Source organism: Hyalangium gracile, from assembly GCF_020103725.1.
GTDB lineage: Bacteria > Myxococcota > Myxococcia > Myxococcales > Myxococcaceae > Hyalangium > Hyalangium gracile.
This window is the reverse complement of the sequence record NZ_JAHXBG010000027.1, coordinates 106,440-122,606: the sequence shown is the minus strand read 5'-3', so window position 1 is coordinate 122,606 and position 16,167 is coordinate 106,440. Positions and strand designations below refer to the sequence as shown.

The following is a 16,167-nucleotide window of genomic DNA, read 5'->3' as shown; positions in this document are numbered from 1 at the left end:
GCTTCGCGCCAGGAGCCGGGCCGTCGCCCAGGCCCTCGGACCGGACGGCCTAGCGCGCGGCCGCCATGGGGCGGGCCTGCGCTTCCGGGATGGGGGCGGAGCGCGGCAGCCGCACGGCGAAGGTGGTCCCCTCCGCCTCGGTGGAGCTCACCTCGACCCGGCCCCCGTGCGCCCGGGCGATCTGCTGGACGATGAACAGGCCCAGGCCCAGCCCGGATGTCGGATGGCCGTCGTCCGTGGACCGCCGGAAGGGCTCGAAGATGTGCGGGAGCAGGTCCTCCGGAATGGGGGGGCCTCCGTTGTGGACCTCCACGCACACGGTGTCCCCCTCGTCCCTCGCCACGAAGTCCACCGGGCTGTCCTCGGGGCTGTAGTCCAGCGCGTTCTTGCCCAGGTTGCCGAGCAGCTGGGCCAGCCGGTCGGAGTCCCACTCGCCCCGGAGATCGCCTTGCGTCCTCAGCCGCAGCTCCCGCTGGGCGTTGCCGGCCCCCAGCTCCTCCAGCACCTGCTGGCAGATGGAGCGCAGATGGGCCGGGCGGGAGCTGATGGGAATGCCTCCGCCCAGCCTTCCGCGCGTGAAGTCGAGCAGGTCCGAGATCATCCGCCCCATGCGCTCGGCGCTGGTGGCGATACGCCGCACGCTCTTCAAGTGCTGCTGGAGCACGCAGTCGGAGCGCATCAGCGCGTTGGCGGAGAGGAGGATGGCGTTGAGCGGGTTGCGCAGATCATGGGAGACGATGCCGATGAAGCGCTCGCGGAACTCCGCGGCCTGCTGCAGCTCCGCCTCGGCCTGCTTGCGCTCGGTCACGTCGGTGTTGACGGCGACGGCTCCCACGATTTCGTCCCCGACACGGACGGGGGCGGCGGCGCAGCGCACCACCAGCTCCCTGCCCGTCACGAGGTGGCGGGTGCGCACCTCTTGAACGGTCGGCTGCCCGTGAAAGGCCCGCATGAACGGCTCCTCCTCCAGCGTGAGCCGGTGGCCGTCCTCGATGGAGCGGTTTTGAAGACGCTCCCCCAGGAGCGCGACGTTCTGGTTCAGCTCCTCCAGCGAGCCGAACCCCAGCATCTCCAAGGCCGCGGCGTTGGCCTGCTTGATGCCGGTGGCATCGCCCACGTACAGGGCATCCGGAATGCTCTGGAGTATGGCCTGGAGAATGGCCGTGTTGCGCGCCAGCTGCGCCGCGGCGCGCTTGCGCCCGGTGATGTCCTGGCCCGTGCCCAGGAAGCGCACGGGACGCCCCGTCGCGTCGAGGTGAACCCGGCCCTGCATGCAGACCCACCGCTCCTCCTGGCCCTCTCCGGGGGCGACACGGCACTCGCATGCGAAGCCACCCGTGCCGCCAGGTGCCAATGCCTCCCGTGTGAGCCGCTCCAGGTGCTCGCAATCCTCGGGATGGACGCGTGAGAACAGGGTGGAAGGAGCCACGAGGACGGGGGCGCTCGCTGGCAGCCCGAAGAGAGCGCACATGCGCTCGTCGCACACCAGAGTGTCCGTGGTGAGGTTCATGTCCCACGTTCCCAGCCCCATGGCCTCCGTGGCCAGGCGCAGCCGCTCCTCGGCGGTGCGGAGCTCCTCGGCGGCGAGCGCCTCCGTCTGCCGTCGCGCCCGCACCTGCTCGGTCACGTCCGAGGCGACGGCGATGACGCCCTCCACGTGCCCCTGGCTGTCGCGCATGGGCTCGTAGACGAAGTTGAAGAGCACGTCCTCGAGGGCACCTCCTTCCAGGCGGGCCAGCCTCGCGGGAAGCTCCCTTCCAACGTAGGGCTCTCCGGTGGCGAGCACCCCATCGAGCAGCTCCTCGAATCCCTGGTCCGCGGCCTCGGGCAGCGCTTCGAAGAGGGGCTTGCCGAGCACCTGCTCGGGGTGGCGGCCCCAGATGCGGCACATCAGGTGACTGGCCAGCTCGATGATGTACCGAGGCCCCCGGAAGATGGCGATGGCCGTGGGTGCCTGCATGAACAGCGAATGGAGCCAGGCGCGCTGACGCTCGGCCTCCGCGCGGGCCTGGGAGGCTTGGGCCAGCGCCTCGTCGCGCGCCCGCAGCGCCTCACGCAGCTCCTGGTTGGCGGTCTGGAGCTCCTGACTCCGGCGCGGCAACTCCACCTCCAGGTTCCGGCTCTGGAGGGCCGTCGTGCGCTCTCGCTCGTCGTCGCCCCGGCGGGCCAGGCGCACGGAGTCCGTCACGTCCTCCACGCGGTGGAGGAGGTAGCGCACCGCGCCCTCGGGAGACAGGACGGGGAGGTTGATGGGGCTCCAATACCGCTCCTCGAAACCGCCCCCTTCGGCCGCGGGACGCCGGATGTCGTACTTCTGCACGGCCATGGTGTCAGCCGAGCGGGTGGCCCGCGCCCGCTCGAGCGAGGCGCGCAGGTTGCGCACGCCCGTTGCGCTGGGGTCCGCCGGGTTGTCGGGGAACACCTCGAAGAGGGGCCGGCCGAGGATGCCCTCGCGAGTCGCCATCGTGGCGCTCAGGTAGGCATCACTCACCGCGACCAGGGTGAAGTCCGCGTCCGGCAGGGCGATCAGGTACAGGCCCGGACACTTCTCGAAGAGCTGCTGGAAGTCAGGAGAGGACGGGGAAGACATGGCGAGCTCGCAGTGAGGCGGCGAAGGAAGGAAACGGTAGGCGGGATGGCTTGCCAGACATCGTGTCCTCGAAGCTCGGACCCCGCCGTGTCCCCGTGAGCCCGACGTCGGCATGAAGTAACAGAGGACGGGGCTTGGGGCTTCTAGCCATGTATCGCATAGCAGGCAGGCCAGCGAGAGGCCGAGCGTGCGCTGCCCGACGGTCCTGCCGTGCTGGCGCGAACGGGACGGGTGAAGGGCTGTTCGTGAGCCGCCACATCGACGTCCGCCGAAGAGAAGCTCCTTCCTTCGCGGAGCGCCCCCCTCTAGGTCCGACGCCTCTCATAGGAGGCAGAGCCATGGACTCGGAAGAGAACAACGCCCCTTCCCGCCGTCAGGTCGTCGGGGGGATGGCCACCGGAATCGCCGCTGTGTTCGCCACGCCAGCGCTGGCCCAGGACGGAGGCACGCCGCCTGCTCCCGCCGGGCCGCTCCAGAACCCCGTCACCCTGTATCCGATGCCTCCGTTCCCCGCCCAGTCGCAACCCTGGCCGGGCCTCACGAGCAAGATGCAGCCCCGGCCGGACCATGGGGAGAAGAGCTACAAGGGCTGTGGCCGCCTCACCGGCCGCAGGGCGCTCATCACCGGTGGGGACTCCGGCATCGGCCGCGCCGCCGCGATTGCCTATGCGCGCGAGGGCGCGGACGTCGCGATCAACTACCTCCCCCCGGAGGAGCCTGACGCGCAGGAGGTGGTGGAGCTCATCAAGGCCGCGGGCCGCAAGGCGGTGGCGCTGCCCGGCGACATCCGCAACGAGGCCTTCTGCCGCAAGCTCGTCTCCGACGCCGTGAGCAAGCTCGGCGGGCTCGACATCCTCGTCAACAACGCCGCCCGACAGCAGAGCCACGACTCCCTGCTCGACATCTCCACCGAGCAGTTCGACTGGACCCTCAAGACGAACCTCTACGCGATGTTCTGGATCACCAAGGCGGCCCTGCCTCACCTCAAGCCGGGCGCGGCGATCATCAACACCGCCTCCGTGGTCGCGTATGAGCCGCCCGAGAACCTGCTCGACTATTCGATGACCAAGAGCGGGATCGTCATCTTCACCAAGGTCCTCGCCAAGCAGCTGGCCAAACAGGGCATCCGCGTGAACGGCGTGGCGCCGGGCCCCTTCTGGACGCCCCTCCAGGTGACGGGGGGACAGCCGCAGGAGAAGCTCACCCAGTTCGGCAAGAGCACGCCCATGGGCCGCCCCGGCCAGCCCGCGGAGCTCGCGACCGTCTACGTCGAGCTCGCGAGCCCCTCGGCGAGCTACACCACCGGGCAGATCTACGGCGCCTCCGGCGGCGGCGGCAACCCCTGAGCGGGCGGGGAGCGCACCCGTGCGCGCGCTCCCAGGCGGACGAGGCTCGCCTCAGGCGCGCGCGCTGGGGCGCTGGCCGGGCTTGAGGATGACCTTGGTGTAGCCGTCCCGGCGCTCGTCGAACTTGCGATAGGCGCTCGCGGCCTCCTCGAGCGGCAGCCGGTGGCTGACGATGAAGCTGGGGCGGGCCCGGCCGGCGATGATGAGGTCGCGCAGGAACAGGTTGTAGCGCTTCACCGGGCACTGCCCGGTGCCGATGGTGAGGGCCTTGTCGAACACCTTGCCCCAGGGCAGCGGGAACTGTCCCTGCTTCGCGGCCTCGTCCGCCGCGCCCGGATCCGGCGCCATGTAGACGCCCACGATGCCCAGCGTGCCGGTGGGGTTGATGAGCTCCACGAGCTGCTCGAGCACCTGGGTCGCTTGACGCGGACGCTCCGCGCTCGTCTGCTAGGGTGAGGGACTACCCGTGAGGTCCCCTCGTCTTGCTCCTACCGTCCCTCCCGCCTTTTGCGTCCGCCTCCCTGCTGGTGGGCCTTGCCGCTATGGCTCTGGCCGCGCCCGCGGGGGCTGCCTCTCCCCGCTCCATCGTTCTGCTGGGCAACGCGGGTGAAGCGCCCCTGCTCTACCTCTCGCCCGATGTTCCCACCCTCATCCTGCTGGATGCGCCGATTGTGCGTGAGTCTGTCCAGGTGGAGGGCCGCGCCCGCTTCGCCAGAGTCGATCCGAGCAACGAGGGCATCACGCTGCTGCTGGCCATGCCGCTGGGGCCCAGGGAGCGGCTGGCGCTGCGCTTCACCTACCGAGAGGGCTCCCCCCAAAGCGTTATCTTCCTGCTCACCGGCCAGCCCGGCACGGTGGACACCGTGGTCAACGTGCGCCGCCCGCAGCAGGCGGTGGAGGCGTGCCACGTGGAGCTGGCTGCCACGCGCGAGCGGTGCGACGCACAAGCCAAGGAGTTGGAGGAGTGGAAAGCGCGGCCCCCGGTGGTGAGCCCGGCCGCCGTGGCGCTCGCGGGGCTCGTGAACGCGGACGGCGTGCAGGTTGGCAACTCCTGGGAGGCGTGCCGCGAGTGGGAAGGCGGGTTTCGCGCCGCCCGGTGCCAGGGGCTCGCGGCGTCGACGTGGACGGTGATTGTCTTCGAAGGCAACAACCTTGGGGAGGAAGCATGGGCGCCCGCGTGGGCCGAAGTCACGCCCGCGGCAGGAGGGGCGCCACGCCGCGCCCGCGCGGTGCTCTCGGGACAGGCCCCCATTCCTCCAGGCGGTACGGTGCGCGTGGCCGTCGAGGTGGAGATGCCCGCGAGGAAGCCGGAAGCATGGTTGCAACAGCCGCACTCGCTGCGGGTGTGCACCGCGGACGGGAGCCGCTGTCTGTCCGCTCCTCTGGTCAGGCTGTAGCCACAGGCGAGAGGTGCACGGCATGTTCTGGCGAATGGATCCAACGAACCTCAAGCCCGGTCAGCGGGTGGACGGCTGGCGCATCGTCCGGAAGCTCGGCGGCGGCAGCTACGGCGTTGTGTACGAGGTGGAGAAGGACGGGAAGCGCTTCGCGCTCAAGGTGGCCTGTCAGGCGGACAATCGCGGAGATCCGAAGCAGACGGACGCGCGTGCGAGGCGGGAGGCGGTCTGCCTCGGGAAACTCGGACACCCTCACATCATCCGCATGTGGGCGCAGGGCCGTTGGAGGGAGCCTCGCTCCGGTTTCCTCTACGTCGTCCTGGACTTCGTGGACGGCTACACGCTGGGGGAGTGGGTGCGGCGGACGTACCCGACGGTGCATGAGGTGGTCGTCCTGTTCCGCAAGCTGTTCGACGCGCTGGAGCACATGCACGCGCGGGGCGTGTTCCACCGGGACTTGAGCCTGCGAAACATCATGGTCACCCAGCAGGGCGAGCCGGTCATCATCGACTTCGGAGCGGCGGACTACGCGGCGGCCGAGGAGTTGACGGATGCACCGTTGCCGCCCTGCACGCCGCGCAACCGCAGCCCGGAGGCGATGGAGTTCTGGCGGGAGAACCGCCTCAATCCCCAGGCGCGTTATCCCTTTCAGGCGACAGACGACATCTTCGCGCTCGGAGCGGACCTCTACGACGTGCTGACGGACCCAACGGCCGACTTCCCCAAGAATCGGCCCTCTCTCCATGGGGTGGTGCCTCCTCCTTCCCCCTTCAAGGTGACGCAGGGGCGCGTGCCCTCGGAGCTGAGCAGCTATGCGATGATGCTGATCCACCAGTCGCTGGAGGTGCGGCCCGCGACGGCGAAGGATGCGCGGCGGCCGCTGGAGGACTTCGAGCGGTATGAGGGCCCGGAGTGGCGCGACACCCGCCCTCATCCTGTCGTCGCGCAGCTCCCGCCAGAACCCGTCGAAGGGGCTCCCGTGCCAGTCGAGGAAGAGCCACCCGGGAGCGAGGAGGCGCCCATCCCCGCTCACCCCTCCGCCGTGCAGGGAGCGTGGAGAAGCGCGCTCCACAGCGCGCGCCTGAAGTGGGGGCATGTGGCACTCGGGGGGCTGCTGGTGCTCGGGGGCTCGCGGCCGCCGTGGCGACCTCGCTGCTGCACGGGCCCGTGCAACCGCAGGTGCCCTCGGTGGCCAGCAGCGCCCCAGCGGAGCCTTCCCCTCCCGCCCCAGTGCTGGCCGAAAAGCCGACAAGCCGCCCTGCTCAGTTACCCTCGCCGCTCCCTACCCAGAAGGAGGCGAGCCCTTCCGTGCCACTGCCCGAGAATTCCCCCACCCTCACCCGCGGCGTCCCCACCCCACAGAAGGCCACCCCCCGCCGCGCGCTCTCGAAGGTTCAGCGCTGCGCGCTGCTCGTGTTCACCGTCGCATGGGTTGAAGCGGGATGCACGGGCGTGCAGCCGCGCCCGGACCCGGAGGAGTGCCCCCAGGAAGCCGTGGACGCGATGGAGAAGGAGCTGGACTGGAGCGTGTCGCAGACCACATGGGGGGGCACGCAACCCGCGATCCTCGTGGATGTGACCACGGGGCGTACTCCCCAACCTTTGCCCAAACGCGGGGACGCTCACACGGTGTTCAAGGACGGCCCCGTGACGGGGGCGCTTGTCATGGACGAGGGCAAAGCCCCGGAGGGGACACGACTGGAGGGGCACCTGTGGACGACGGGGGATCGCATCTACGGCCGCTATCGCCGTGCCATCCTTCCGGACGGGCGCTCCGTGCCCATCTGTGTGGAGCTGGTCAACGGGAACACTCTAGGCCTGGACAAGCGGGAGGGCTCGAAGCCCGGCCACGCGGTGGGCGCGAAGGAAGTCAACGGGCGGGCGGTGGAGCGGTGGCATTGAGCGCGGCATGTAGAGCGGCCTGTTCCGAGGGAGCTCAAGCGACGGCCAGCGCTTCGCCATGTTCATGGCCCCATGATACCTCCGGGCCATCCGGACGGCTGGCTGGGGGGCGTCCAGGCAAAGCGTCGTCATGACTTGCGTCCGGCGACCGCCTCCTCGTTAATCATCTCCATCCCATGGCCTCCTCGGACTCAGACGACAAGCTCCCACCCCAGGGCCGCTTCACCCGGCTGCGCAAGCTGGCCGGGCTGTCCGCCCAGCTCGGCGCCGATGCCCTCAAGAGCGGCGCCAAACGACTGGCCGGCCAGGACTCGGAGCTGCTCACCAAGGGCATGGCCGAGAAGCTCGTCGCCACCCTGGGAGACCTCAAGGGCGCCGCCATGAAGTTCGGCCAGGCCGTCTCCATGGACCCGGACCTGCTCACCCCCGAGGTGCGCCAGGTCCTCGCCCGCCTCCAGAACCAGGCCCCCGCCATGGGCTACGACACCGTGGCCCGCGTCATCCGCGAGGAGCTGGGCGCGCCCCCAGAGGCCCTCTTCCGCGAGTTCGACAAGCAGCCGCTCGCGGCCGCCTCGCTCGGACAGGTGCACCGCGCCGTGCTCGAGGACGGTCGCTCCGTCGTGGTGAAGGTGCAGTACCCCGGCGTCGGCGACTCCCTGCAGGGAGACCTCGACAGCCTCGGCATGGTGGTGAAGACCGTCTCCAAGGCGTCCAAGGCCATGGATGGCACCGCCTACTTCCAGGAAGTGCGCGAGGAGTTCCTCCTGGAGCTCGACTACCAGCGCGAGGCCCAGCTGTGCCGCGGCTTCGCCCAGAGCGTCTCCCGGCTGCCGGACCTCAAGGTGCCCGACGTCATCTCCGAGCGCACCGCCGAGCGCGTGCTCACCCTCGAGCTGCTCGAGGGCCAGACGCTCAAGGACTGGGTGGTGACGGAGCCTCCCCCCGAGGAGCGCTTCCGCGTCGCACGCCAGCTCATCCGCGCCATCTACGGGCCCTTCTTCTGCGCCGGGGAGATCCACGCTGACCCCCACCCCGGCAACTTCATGGTGATGAAGGACGGGCGGCTCGGCCTGCTGGACTTCGGCTCCATCAAGAGCTTCTCCGAGCGCTTCGTGGACGCCAACCGGCGCATGTTCATCCAGGCCGTGAACCTCCAGCCCCTGGACATCCTCCCCCTGAGCCTCGAGGTGGGCTTCACCCTGGAGCTGCCCGAGGCCGAGGCCGAGGAGCTCATCCACGAGGTGCTCCGCATCGTCGGCCGGCCCATGCGCTCGCACGCGTACGACTTCGCCACCTGCGAGATCAGCCGCGACATGAAGCGCCACTTCGCCAAGAACGCGGCCCGCTTCCTGAAGATCCGCCCGCCCGCCGAGGCCATCATGTTCTTCCGCTCCACCGGCGGGCTGGCGCAGAACCTGAGGCTCATCGCCGCCAGTGGGGACTTCCGCCGCGTCTACCAGGAAGTGGCCGATCTGCTGAGCTGAGCCTCGGACCTCGCCTGAGCGGCGTGGAGACGGAGCGCTCGGCCGCATGCTCGTCTCTGCTCACGTCCAGGCCGGCGGCCTCGTGCCTAGCTTCCAGAGGCAGAGGCCACCGCATGAGGCATCCCCGTCTCCTCTACACACGTGCCGCAAGCAGGCGCTTCCAGGTGCTGCCCCCCGAGCTGCGGGTGCACCTGGAGACGCACCTGGAGAACCTCGCCCTGCTGGTGAGGGCGAGCTCGCCCGAGCGGCTGCCTCGGCTGCTGGCTCGTGAAGAGGACGGCTTCGTCACCGCCGTGAGGGGGATGCGCGTGCACTTCGTGGTCGATGCCACGGCGCGCACCCTCCTCATCCACCGGCTCGAAGCGCCGACCCCGGATGGACGGGAGGCCACACCGTCCACCCCATGAGCGGATGGGCATAGACCTTTCAGTTGGAGGAGGGAATGAAGCCTGCCTGAGCCCTTACCTCCTCGAGCCCCTTCGAGAGTCCTCTGCGAAGGCGCCCTCCGCGGGGCAGTCTGCGGATGCGTCCCTCGAGGTCCTCCAGAAGACGTCGAGCTTCACGGCTGTCGTGGTCGGGCTGCCGCCCACACCACAGGGCGTAGAAGGTGACCACGTGATAGCGGCGCTCGAGGTTCGAGTAACCCAGTCGCTGGAGGCGCCGCAGGGGGCGGCTGAAGATGGGCCAGGGACAGTTGCGCGCGAATGCCTCGGAGAAGAGCCGCTCCGCGATGCGGCGCTGGATCTCCGTTCGTTCGAAGTCCGAGGCTGCGGCAGCCAGAAGCTGCTTCTCCAGCTTCTTGAACCGGGGCTCCAACTGCTCGTAGGAATCGTCGAGCGTCGTGGCGAGCAGCTGCTCCAGCGCCCGGGCCACCTCGCGCGATCTCCGCTCACGTCGACTCGCCCTCCTCATCACCGGCACGGCTTTCCGTTCCGAAGCTGCTGTGGCCAGATGCCTCTCTGACGCATGCATTCATCGCGGCAGTCGATGCAGCGACTATGACCCCACAGACCACCCTTCTTGCTCTGGACGTCACTTTCGAGGCATCCAGTGAACGCCGCGTTGCATCGCTCCTTCACCTCCTCGGTGTGCTGTGAAGAGCCTGCCAGACGGGTAGGTTGGGGAGAGCGACTCGGACGAAGGGCTGTGGGGTGTTGGACAGCAGCAGCTTCGAGTGAAGCGGGGAGGCATTGATGCGCAAGCTGCTGGGGTGGGGGCTCGTTGCGGTGGTGCTGCTGGCGATGGTGGCGGGGATGCTGTGGCTGGCGCTGCCAAACAGGCCCGAGCTTCACGCTTCCACGACCGATTCACCCGAGGCCGCGCTTCACACCCAGCGCGCGGTTGCCTCCGCCTACCTCCGGCAGATGGCTCGCGCGAAGCAGGAGATGGACGCCCTGGAGCCCGTCGCGGCACTGGGTACCTGGAGGAACACCTCCTTCCGCCAGACCTTCCTCGACGCGCGCGAACATCTGAAGGAGGCCGGCGTGCCCACGCCCGGTATGGGTGCCTTCATCGTCGCGGTGCAGTCCTCGGCGACCGTCGGCCCGCACCTGCTGCGCAAGCGAGCCGAGGCCACGCGGAGCCAGCTCCTGCCGGGCGCGCGCTATCGGCTGGGACACCTCCAGTGGAAGGTCGGCCTGCGCGTCTCCGCGGCCTCCACGATCCTCGAGCGCATGGTCGGCCTCCATCTCATGGTGGCCGGGGCCGAGGACATGCAGGACCTGGATGAGCGGGGCCGAGTCGCTCGCCTGAGGGACGAGGCCGTGGCGCAGCTGGAGGCCATGCGCCGGGTGGACCCCGAGAAGTGGCCGCTGCCCTCTCTGGCGGAGGAATTACTGGAGGCAGCCGCCAGCGATGAGCTGGCGGCACTGCGCGCCTTTGCCGGGCCGCTTCCCGAGCATGCCTCTCCCTGAGGAGAGCACGAGGACATGAGGCCGGCCGCGCCCACCCGGGCGCCTCGGCGCTACTTGTTGATGGCCTGATTGGTCGTGCTGGACGTGGGACTGGTCGCCGAGCGGCCTCGCTTGTAGAGGTCCGTCAGCTTCTTGGCCAGGTCCGCGCCCTGCACGCTCTTGGAGATGTAGCCGTCCGCGCCGGACGACAGCGCCAGCGAGCGCAGCTTGGACTCATCCGAGGCCGAGTAGAGGATGAACTTGGTGCCCAGCGGCGCTTGCGCGCGCGCCAACGACAGCACCTTGTCTCCGCTCAGCGCGGGGATGTTCACGTCGAGCAGCACCAGGTCCGGCGCTACCGAACGCACCAGGTTGGAGACGCCCAGAGAGGACCGATGCGTCCTCACATCGAAGCCGTAGGAGGAAAGAGAACGTTCAGCGAGCACGAGTTGATCCTGGTCGTCGTCTACGACGAGGACGCGGATCTTGGTTTCCGACATGGTTCCCCCAGGGGGCAGGGTTGTCGAGCAGGGTAAAGGGATTATGGCCTCTCTTTCTCACCCATTGAAGGGGGGGTGTGAATCCACCCGCGAAAACCGAGTAGACGAGCAGGCATCTCCCGGAAAGCAGTGAAGCGCCAAACACGCCGAATCACCGGATAGCCCGTCATTTCATCCAGGAAACTCCGGGCAGACGGGAATTATGAAGGCAGGACTGGAGAGGAGGCGGGCGGGCACGCATGCCTCGCGTGCTGCTCCGGGGGCGCATCGTGCGCAGAGTTGGGGTGCCTTCCGACCGAGTGGAGCTGAATGGCACCGCGCTACACGCACGACCTTGTCGTCATCGGAGCCTCCATGGGGGGGTCGAAGCGCTCTCCCAGCTCGTGGCTCAGCTGCCGGCGGATCTTCCCGCGAGCGTCTGCATCGTCCTGCACCTGGCCGCGGAGCACCGCAGCGTCCTGCCGCAGATCCTCTCGCGCGTGGGGCCCCTGCCCGCCATCCACCCCCGGGATGGAGAGCCCCTGGAGCATGGCCGCATCTACGTGGCGCCCAATGATCGTCACCTGCTGGTGGAGCCCGGCTACGTGCGCGTGGTGAAGGGGCCGCAGGAGAACGGCCACCGCCCCGCGGTGGATCCGCTCTTCCGCTCCGCGGCGCGCGCCTATGGGCCCCGGGTGATAGGCGTCGTGCTCACCGGCGCGCGCAACTGCGGCACGGCGGGCCTGCTCGCGGTGAAGGCGCTGGGGGGCGTGGCGGTGGTGCAGGATCCCGAGGACGCCGCCTGCGCGGACATGCCGCGCAGCGCGCTGGAGTACGTGGAGGTGGACCACAGCGTGCGGCTGGCCCGGATGGGGCCCCTGCTGACCCGGCTGGTGGCCACTCCGGTGCGGCTGACGCGCAAGCGCCTGGCCTCCCCCGTGCTGGAGCATGAGGTGCGGCTGCTGGAGGCGGACGCGCGCGCCACCAACATGCCTCCCAATGAGGGAGCGCCCTCGCACTACTCCTGCCCGGACTGTGGCGGCGTCCTCTTCGAGGTGGATGACACGGGGCTGCTGCGCTACCGCTGCCGGGTAGGCCACGGCTACACCAGCGAGGTGCTCGTGGAAGGGCAGGAGGGCCGGGTGGACGCGGCGCTCTGGGCCGCCATCCGAGCGCTCGAGGAGAACGCGGGGCTGGCCCGCCGCATGGCCAGTCGCGCGCGCGAGCGCAACCAGGGGCACACGGCCCTGCGCTATACCCGGCGCGCCGAGGAGGCCGAGCTGCAGGCCCAGTCGATCCGCCAGCTGACCACCTACGGCATCGGGCGGCAGGGGGCGCTGCTCTCTCCGCGAGAGGGTGACGGCGAGGGTGACAACCCCGAACGCTCCAGCTGAGCCGGGCGACTGACGACCGGAGCCGCCCTCACCGCGAGGTGCGGCGGCGGGCGGGGCGCCTGGGCTGCCGGGGCGTGGGCGGGCCTGGCTCCTGCTGGGGAGGCCTGGCCTTCCGCGGCGCCTGGGGCAGGGGGAAGCGGAGGGTGAAGACGGCGCCCCCCTCCCGGCGGTTGGCCGCGGAGATGGTGCCCCCCATGCGAGACACCACGCCATATGCCATCGACAGGCCCAGGCCCGTGCCATGGGCGCCCTTGGTGGTGAAGAAGGGCCGGAAGATGGTGTGCAGGTCGGTCTCGGGGATGCCCGTGCCCTCGTCCTCCACGGTGATGATGACCTGGCCCTTGGTGGTGAGGCCGCGCAGGCGGATGGTGCCGCCTCGGGGCATCGCGTCCCGGGCGTTGAGCAGCAGGTTGATGAAGACGTAGCGCAGGTCCGTCGACGAGCCGTGCACCGGCGGCAGCGCGGGCACCTCCACCGCGAGGTGCACCGAGACGCCCTCTCGCGCCGCGCGGTGCTCCAGGTCGCTGCGAGCAATCTCCACCGCCTCGTGGATGACGTCGGCGAGCTGGACCTGCTCTTCGACCGCCTCGGGGCGCTGCCGCGCGAAGTCCTGGAGGCGGTGGATGCGCGTGCTCGCGTCGCTGACGATACGCACCAGCGAGTCCAGGTGGGAGCGGTTGCGCGCGGCGAACGCCGGGTCTCGCTCGAGCATCTCCAGCCGGAGCTTCATCGCATTGAGGGTGTTGTTGAGATCATGCGCCATGCCCGAGGCCACCTCCCCCACGGCGCGCAGGTGCTCCTGCTCCATGAGGGCCTGGCGGGCCTGCTCCAGCTCCTTCTCGGCCTGCACCTGCGCGGTGATGTCCAGGGCGAGCACCAGCACGGTGCGCTGGGGGCGGTGCCTCATGTGGGCGCCCACCCGCTCCGTGCGGACCTCCAGGGTCCGGCTCCCGGCCTTGTCCTGGTAGCGGAGCACGACAGCGCCCTGGTCCTTCACGGCGTGCAAGGTGTCGGAGGCGGCCTCGGCGATCTGTCGCAGCGTCAGCAGCGTGGTGCCTCGCTGCGGCTCCTGCCGCACGGGGTGCCAGGGGCCGCCGCGGGACAGCTCGTGCCAGCGGCGGTTGGCCAGCAGGACGACGCCATTGCTCAGCAGCGCCAGCGCGCTCGCGCTCGTCTCCAGCGCCCACGCGGAGAGCCGCTGGGTGGAGATGTGCTCCTCGTTGCGCAGCGCCAGCCTGCTGACGAGCGCCTCGTGCTTGGCGAGCAGCTCCTGGTACTTGCGTAGCAGCCCGTCCTTGCCGGTGGCCGGAGGCTCGTCGCGGTCGGCGCGTCTGGCGCTCGGAGAGGGGCGGCGGGGGGTCATTTCCTCAAGCGCTCCTTGAGCTCCCGCTTCTCCTGCGTGAGCGCGGCCAGGCGGGTGGTGTCCTCGAAGAGGAGGATGGAGCCGAGGGTCTGATCGCCCAGCACGAGGGGCGTGACCACCAGCATGGCGCGCCCACGGCCGCCGTGGGGCAGCTGATAGCTCACGTCCTCCAGGCGCAGCGAGCGGTTGTCCGCCAGGTACTTGCGGATGCGCGTGAGCAGCGAGCGCTTCAAGGCGGGGATGCTCAACGTCCACAGCAGCTGTCCCACGGCCTCGCGCTCGGTGAGGCCCATGAGCCGCTCGGCGGCCAGGTTCCAGGCGGTGATGCGCCCGCTGGCATCCAGCACCACGACTCCGGCGGACAAGGTGCGGATGGTGGTGCGCTGGATGAAGCTGAGCGCGTCCATCTCCTGGGTGCGGTGGGCCAGCTCCCGGTTGGTGGCGTCAAGCTCGGCGTTGGTGGACTGGAGCTCCTCGTTCGTCGTCTCCAGCTCCTCGTTGGTGGACTGGAGCTCCTCGTTCGTCGTCTGCAGCTCCTCGTTGGCGCTCTGGAGCTCCTCGTTCGTCGTCTCCAGCTCCTCGTTGGAGGCGCGCAGCTCCGCGTTGGACTTCTGCAGGCGGAGGTTGACGCCGTTCAGCTCCTGCGTGGCGTGCTGGATGTTCTGCTCCAGCGTGCGCAGGGCCGTCACGTCATGCGCCACGTACAACAGGCCCTGCGTGTCGTTGGACGCGCCTCGCAGGGGGATGACCTCGGCCTGGAGGGCCACCGCGGCCGAATTCGGGTGCTCCAGGAGGCCCGCGGCCGTCTCTCGCTCCGAGCGGCCCGAGAGCACCCGGGCGCTCTGCTCCACGAGCAGCTCCTGGGGCAGGCCCGGCAGTCCCAGGGACACCAGCCGCTTGCCGGACAGCTCGCGCTCGGCTCGGGACCAGAGCCTGGTGGCGGCCGGGTTGACGAGCGTGACGACGCCCTCCAGGGTGGTGGCGATCATCGGGCAAGGCTGCGAGTCGATGACTTCCTTGAAGAGCCTGCGCTGGGCTTCCTGCACGGCGGAGGGCTGCTCGTCCGCGGGCGGCGCCTCCCGCGCGACGCTCGCCAGCAGCCGCTGACGAGGCATCAGGGAGAGCTCCTGGCGGCCGTCCTTGCGGTAGATGCGTCGGGACAGGTCCACCGGCTCGAACAGACGGGCGGCGAACGGGATGAGCTCCGAGCGGCCCAGCACCAGCACGCCTTCACGGCGCAGGGCGAAGTGGAAGCGCGACAGCACCCGCTTCTGCATCTCCGAGTCCAGGTAGATGAAGACGTTGCGGCAGACGATGAGATCGATGCGGGAGACGGGCGCGTCCGAGACGAGGTTGTTCACCCCGAACACCACCGCGCGGCGGATCTCCTTGCGCACCGCATGGCCGTCTCCGTGGGGGACGAACCACCGCTCCAGCCGCTCCTGGGAGCAGCCCTTGAGCTGCTGGGGGGAGTAGACGCCCCGGCGAGCGAAGGCGATGGCGCCCTCATCCGCGTCCGTGCCAAAGACCTTCAGCTCCGGGCCTGGGTAGCCCGGGCCGAGCGCCTCCGCGGCGGCGATGGCGATGGAGTAGGCCTCCTCGCCCGTGGCGCAGCCCGCGCTCCAGATGCGAAGCTCCTGATCCGGCTTGCGCTTGCGCACCAGCTCTCGCAGCACCTTCTCCAGGGAGGCCCACACCTCGGTGTCCCGGAAGAAGGTGGTGAGCTTGATGAGCATGGACGAGACCAGCGTGTTGACCTCGTTCGGGTCTCGATCGAGCAGCGCCAGGTAGGCGCCGCGCGTCTTGCAGCGGGTGGCGGCCATGCGCCTGTCGATGCGGCGCTGGAGCGTGGCACGCTTGTAGTTCCTGAAGTCGAAGTTCCTGACCTGCCGGATCTTCTCGAGGATGGACTCCAACTCCGGGTCCCGCTGCGGCTTGCTGGCCATGACACAGCCTGTAATACGCGGCGCCATACAGGCAAGGGCAGGAGTGTCTCGTGGCGAGAGCCCCAACCGATGCTCCCTGGGGAAGCGGTGGTTCTCCATTGTCCCAAAGTACAGTCCCTCCAGGGGTCGAGGATGGACAGCTCGCATGTAGGTGAGGGCCCCTCTCGAGGGGTGCTCAAGGACCGCGGGCTCGACATTCCCGAGGTATGGCGTGCGCTGCCGCAGAAGCCCTGGCCCCTGGGTGCTCGCCGCTGGGAGCGGCTGGCCCGCCCGCCGGGGCTCGGACTCAATCCATGGGGATCGCCTGTTGAACACTGGGGCGCAGGACGCGCCGGGTAGGCCTTTCTTTCCCGATCAGCGTTGCCATTAGATGG

General features: G+C 69.6%; 14 protein-coding genes. 8 read left to right on the top strand and 6 right to left on the bottom strand.

The features are described from left to right. Positions 1-49 precede the first annotated feature (49 nt). Positions 50-2,590, bottom strand: coding sequence for a sensor histidine kinase (locus tag KY572_RS38095; protein WP_224248634.1), 2,541 nt, complete (start codon positions 2,588-2,590; stop codon positions 50-52). A gap of 338 nt (positions 2,591-2,928) precedes the next feature. Between KY572_RS38095 and KY572_RS38090 the strand changes: the two genes are divergently transcribed. After that, positions 2,929-3,936, top strand: a complete 1,008-nt coding sequence (locus KY572_RS38090; RefSeq protein ID WP_317987952.1) for an SDR family oxidoreductase — start codon at positions 2,929-2,931, stop codon at positions 3,934-3,936. Positions 3,937-3,987: 51 nt separating this feature from the next. Here KY572_RS38090 and KY572_RS38085 read toward each other — a convergent pair whose 3' ends face one another. Next, positions 3,988-4,347 carry an MDR/zinc-dependent alcohol dehydrogenase-like family protein gene (locus KY572_RS38085; protein ID WP_224248633.1) on the bottom strand — a complete coding sequence of 120 codons (360 nt, stop codon included), beginning with the start codon at positions 4,345-4,347 and terminating at the stop codon, positions 3,988-3,990. A gap of 71 nt (positions 4,348-4,418) precedes the next feature. On the opposite strand from KY572_RS38085, the gene KY572_RS38080 reads away from it, so the two are divergent. From KY572_RS38080 to KY572_RS38060, 5 genes are all read left to right on the top strand, one after another. After that, positions 4,419-5,333, top strand: coding sequence for a DUF2381 family protein (locus KY572_RS38080; protein ID WP_224248632.1), 915 nt, complete (start codon positions 4,419-4,421; stop codon positions 5,331-5,333). A gap of 22 nt (positions 5,334-5,355) precedes the next feature. Then, positions 5,356-6,912, top strand: a complete 1,557-nt coding sequence (locus tag KY572_RS38075) for a serine/threonine-protein kinase (RefSeq protein WP_224248631.1) — start codon at positions 5,356-5,358, stop codon at positions 6,910-6,912. Positions 6,913-6,980: 68 nt separating this feature from the next. Then, a complete protein-coding gene (locus KY572_RS38070; RefSeq protein WP_224248630.1) occupies positions 6,981-7,235 on the top strand; it encodes a hypothetical protein in 255 nt (84 codons plus the stop codon). 176 nt (positions 7,236-7,411) lie between these two features. After that, entirely contained in the window at positions 7,412-8,719 is a 1,308-nt protein-coding gene (locus tag KY572_RS38065) for an ABC1 kinase family protein (RefSeq protein ID WP_224248629.1), read from the top strand. Between the two features lie 113 nt (positions 8,720-8,832). Beyond that, the gene (locus KY572_RS38060; protein WP_224248628.1) at positions 8,833-9,126 is read left to right on the top strand and encodes a hypothetical protein; all 294 of its coding nucleotides are present in this window, start codon (positions 8,833-8,835) and stop codon (positions 9,124-9,126) included. Between the two features lie 19 nt (positions 9,127-9,145). On the opposite strand, the gene KY572_RS38055 is transcribed toward KY572_RS38060, so the two are convergent. Then, a complete protein-coding gene (locus KY572_RS38055; RefSeq protein WP_224248627.1) occupies positions 9,146-9,592 on the bottom strand; it encodes a hypothetical protein in 447 nt (148 codons plus the stop codon). Positions 9,593-9,912: 320 nt separating this feature from the next. Here KY572_RS38055 and KY572_RS38050 point away from each other — a divergent pair, with 320 nt between their 5' ends. Then, positions 9,913-10,632, top strand: coding sequence for a hypothetical protein (locus KY572_RS38050; protein WP_224248626.1), 720 nt, complete (start codon positions 9,913-9,915; stop codon positions 10,630-10,632). A 50-nt stretch (positions 10,633-10,682) separates the two neighbouring features. Here KY572_RS38050 and KY572_RS38045 read toward each other — a convergent pair whose 3' ends face one another. Then, complete coding sequence (locus KY572_RS38045; RefSeq protein WP_224248625.1) at positions 10,683-11,111, bottom strand: response regulator; 429 nt, start codon at positions 11,109-11,111, stop codon at positions 10,683-10,685. A gap of 383 nt (positions 11,112-11,494) precedes the next feature. Here KY572_RS38045 and KY572_RS38040 point away from each other — a divergent pair, with 383 nt between their 5' ends. Further along, complete coding sequence (locus KY572_RS38040; protein ID WP_317987951.1) at positions 11,495-12,484, top strand: chemotaxis protein CheB; 990 nt, start codon at positions 11,495-11,497, stop codon at positions 12,482-12,484. A gap of 28 nt (positions 12,485-12,512) precedes the next feature. On the opposite strand, the gene KY572_RS38035 is transcribed toward KY572_RS38040, so the two are convergent. Both KY572_RS38035 and KY572_RS38030 read right to left on the bottom strand, forming a co-directional pair. Then, entirely contained in the window at positions 12,513-13,847 is a 1,335-nt protein-coding gene (locus KY572_RS38035) for a sensor histidine kinase (RefSeq protein ID WP_224248624.1), read from the bottom strand. Continuing rightward, positions 13,844-15,793 (bottom strand): CheR family methyltransferase, encoded by a 1,950-nt coding sequence (locus KY572_RS38030; RefSeq protein WP_224248623.1) that lies wholly within the window; start codon positions 15,791-15,793, stop codon positions 13,844-13,846. The genes KY572_RS38035 and KY572_RS38030 overlap by 4 nt, the downstream gene beginning before the upstream one ends. Positions 15,794-16,167 lie beyond the last annotated feature (374 nt).

Excerpts from the sequence above, each read along its gene's own strand:
- KY572_RS38095 (WP_224248634.1), bottom strand. The coding sequence starts at position 2,590 with ATGTCTTCCCCGTCCTCTCCTGACTTCCAGCAGCTCTTCGAGAAGTGT.
- KY572_RS38090 (WP_317987952.1), top strand. The coding sequence starts at position 2,929 with ATGGACTCGGAAGAGAACAACGCCCCTTCCCGCCGTCAGGTCGTCGGG.
- KY572_RS38075 (WP_224248631.1), top strand. The coding sequence starts at position 5,356 with ATGTTCTGGCGAATGGATCCAACGAACCTCAAGCCCGGTCAGCGGGTG.
- KY572_RS38065 (WP_224248629.1), top strand. The coding sequence starts at position 7,412 with ATGGCCTCCTCGGACTCAGACGACAAGCTCCCACCCCAGGGCCGCTTC.
- KY572_RS38060 (WP_224248628.1), top strand. The coding sequence starts at position 8,833 with ATGAGGCATCCCCGTCTCCTCTACACACGTGCCGCAAGCAGGCGCTTC.
- KY572_RS38050 (WP_224248626.1), top strand. The coding sequence starts at position 9,913 with ATGCGCAAGCTGCTGGGGTGGGGGCTCGTTGCGGTGGTGCTGCTGGCG.
- KY572_RS38045 (WP_224248625.1), bottom strand. The coding sequence starts at position 11,111 with ATGTCGGAAACCAAGATCCGCGTCCTCGTCGTAGACGACGACCAGGAT.
- KY572_RS38035 (WP_224248624.1), bottom strand. The coding sequence starts at position 13,847 with ATGACCCCCCGCCGCCCCTCTCCGAGCGCCAGACGCGCCGACCGCGAC.
- KY572_RS38030 (WP_224248623.1), bottom strand. The coding sequence starts at position 15,793 with ATGGCCAGCAAGCCGCAGCGGGACCCGGAGTTGGAGTCCATCCTCGAG.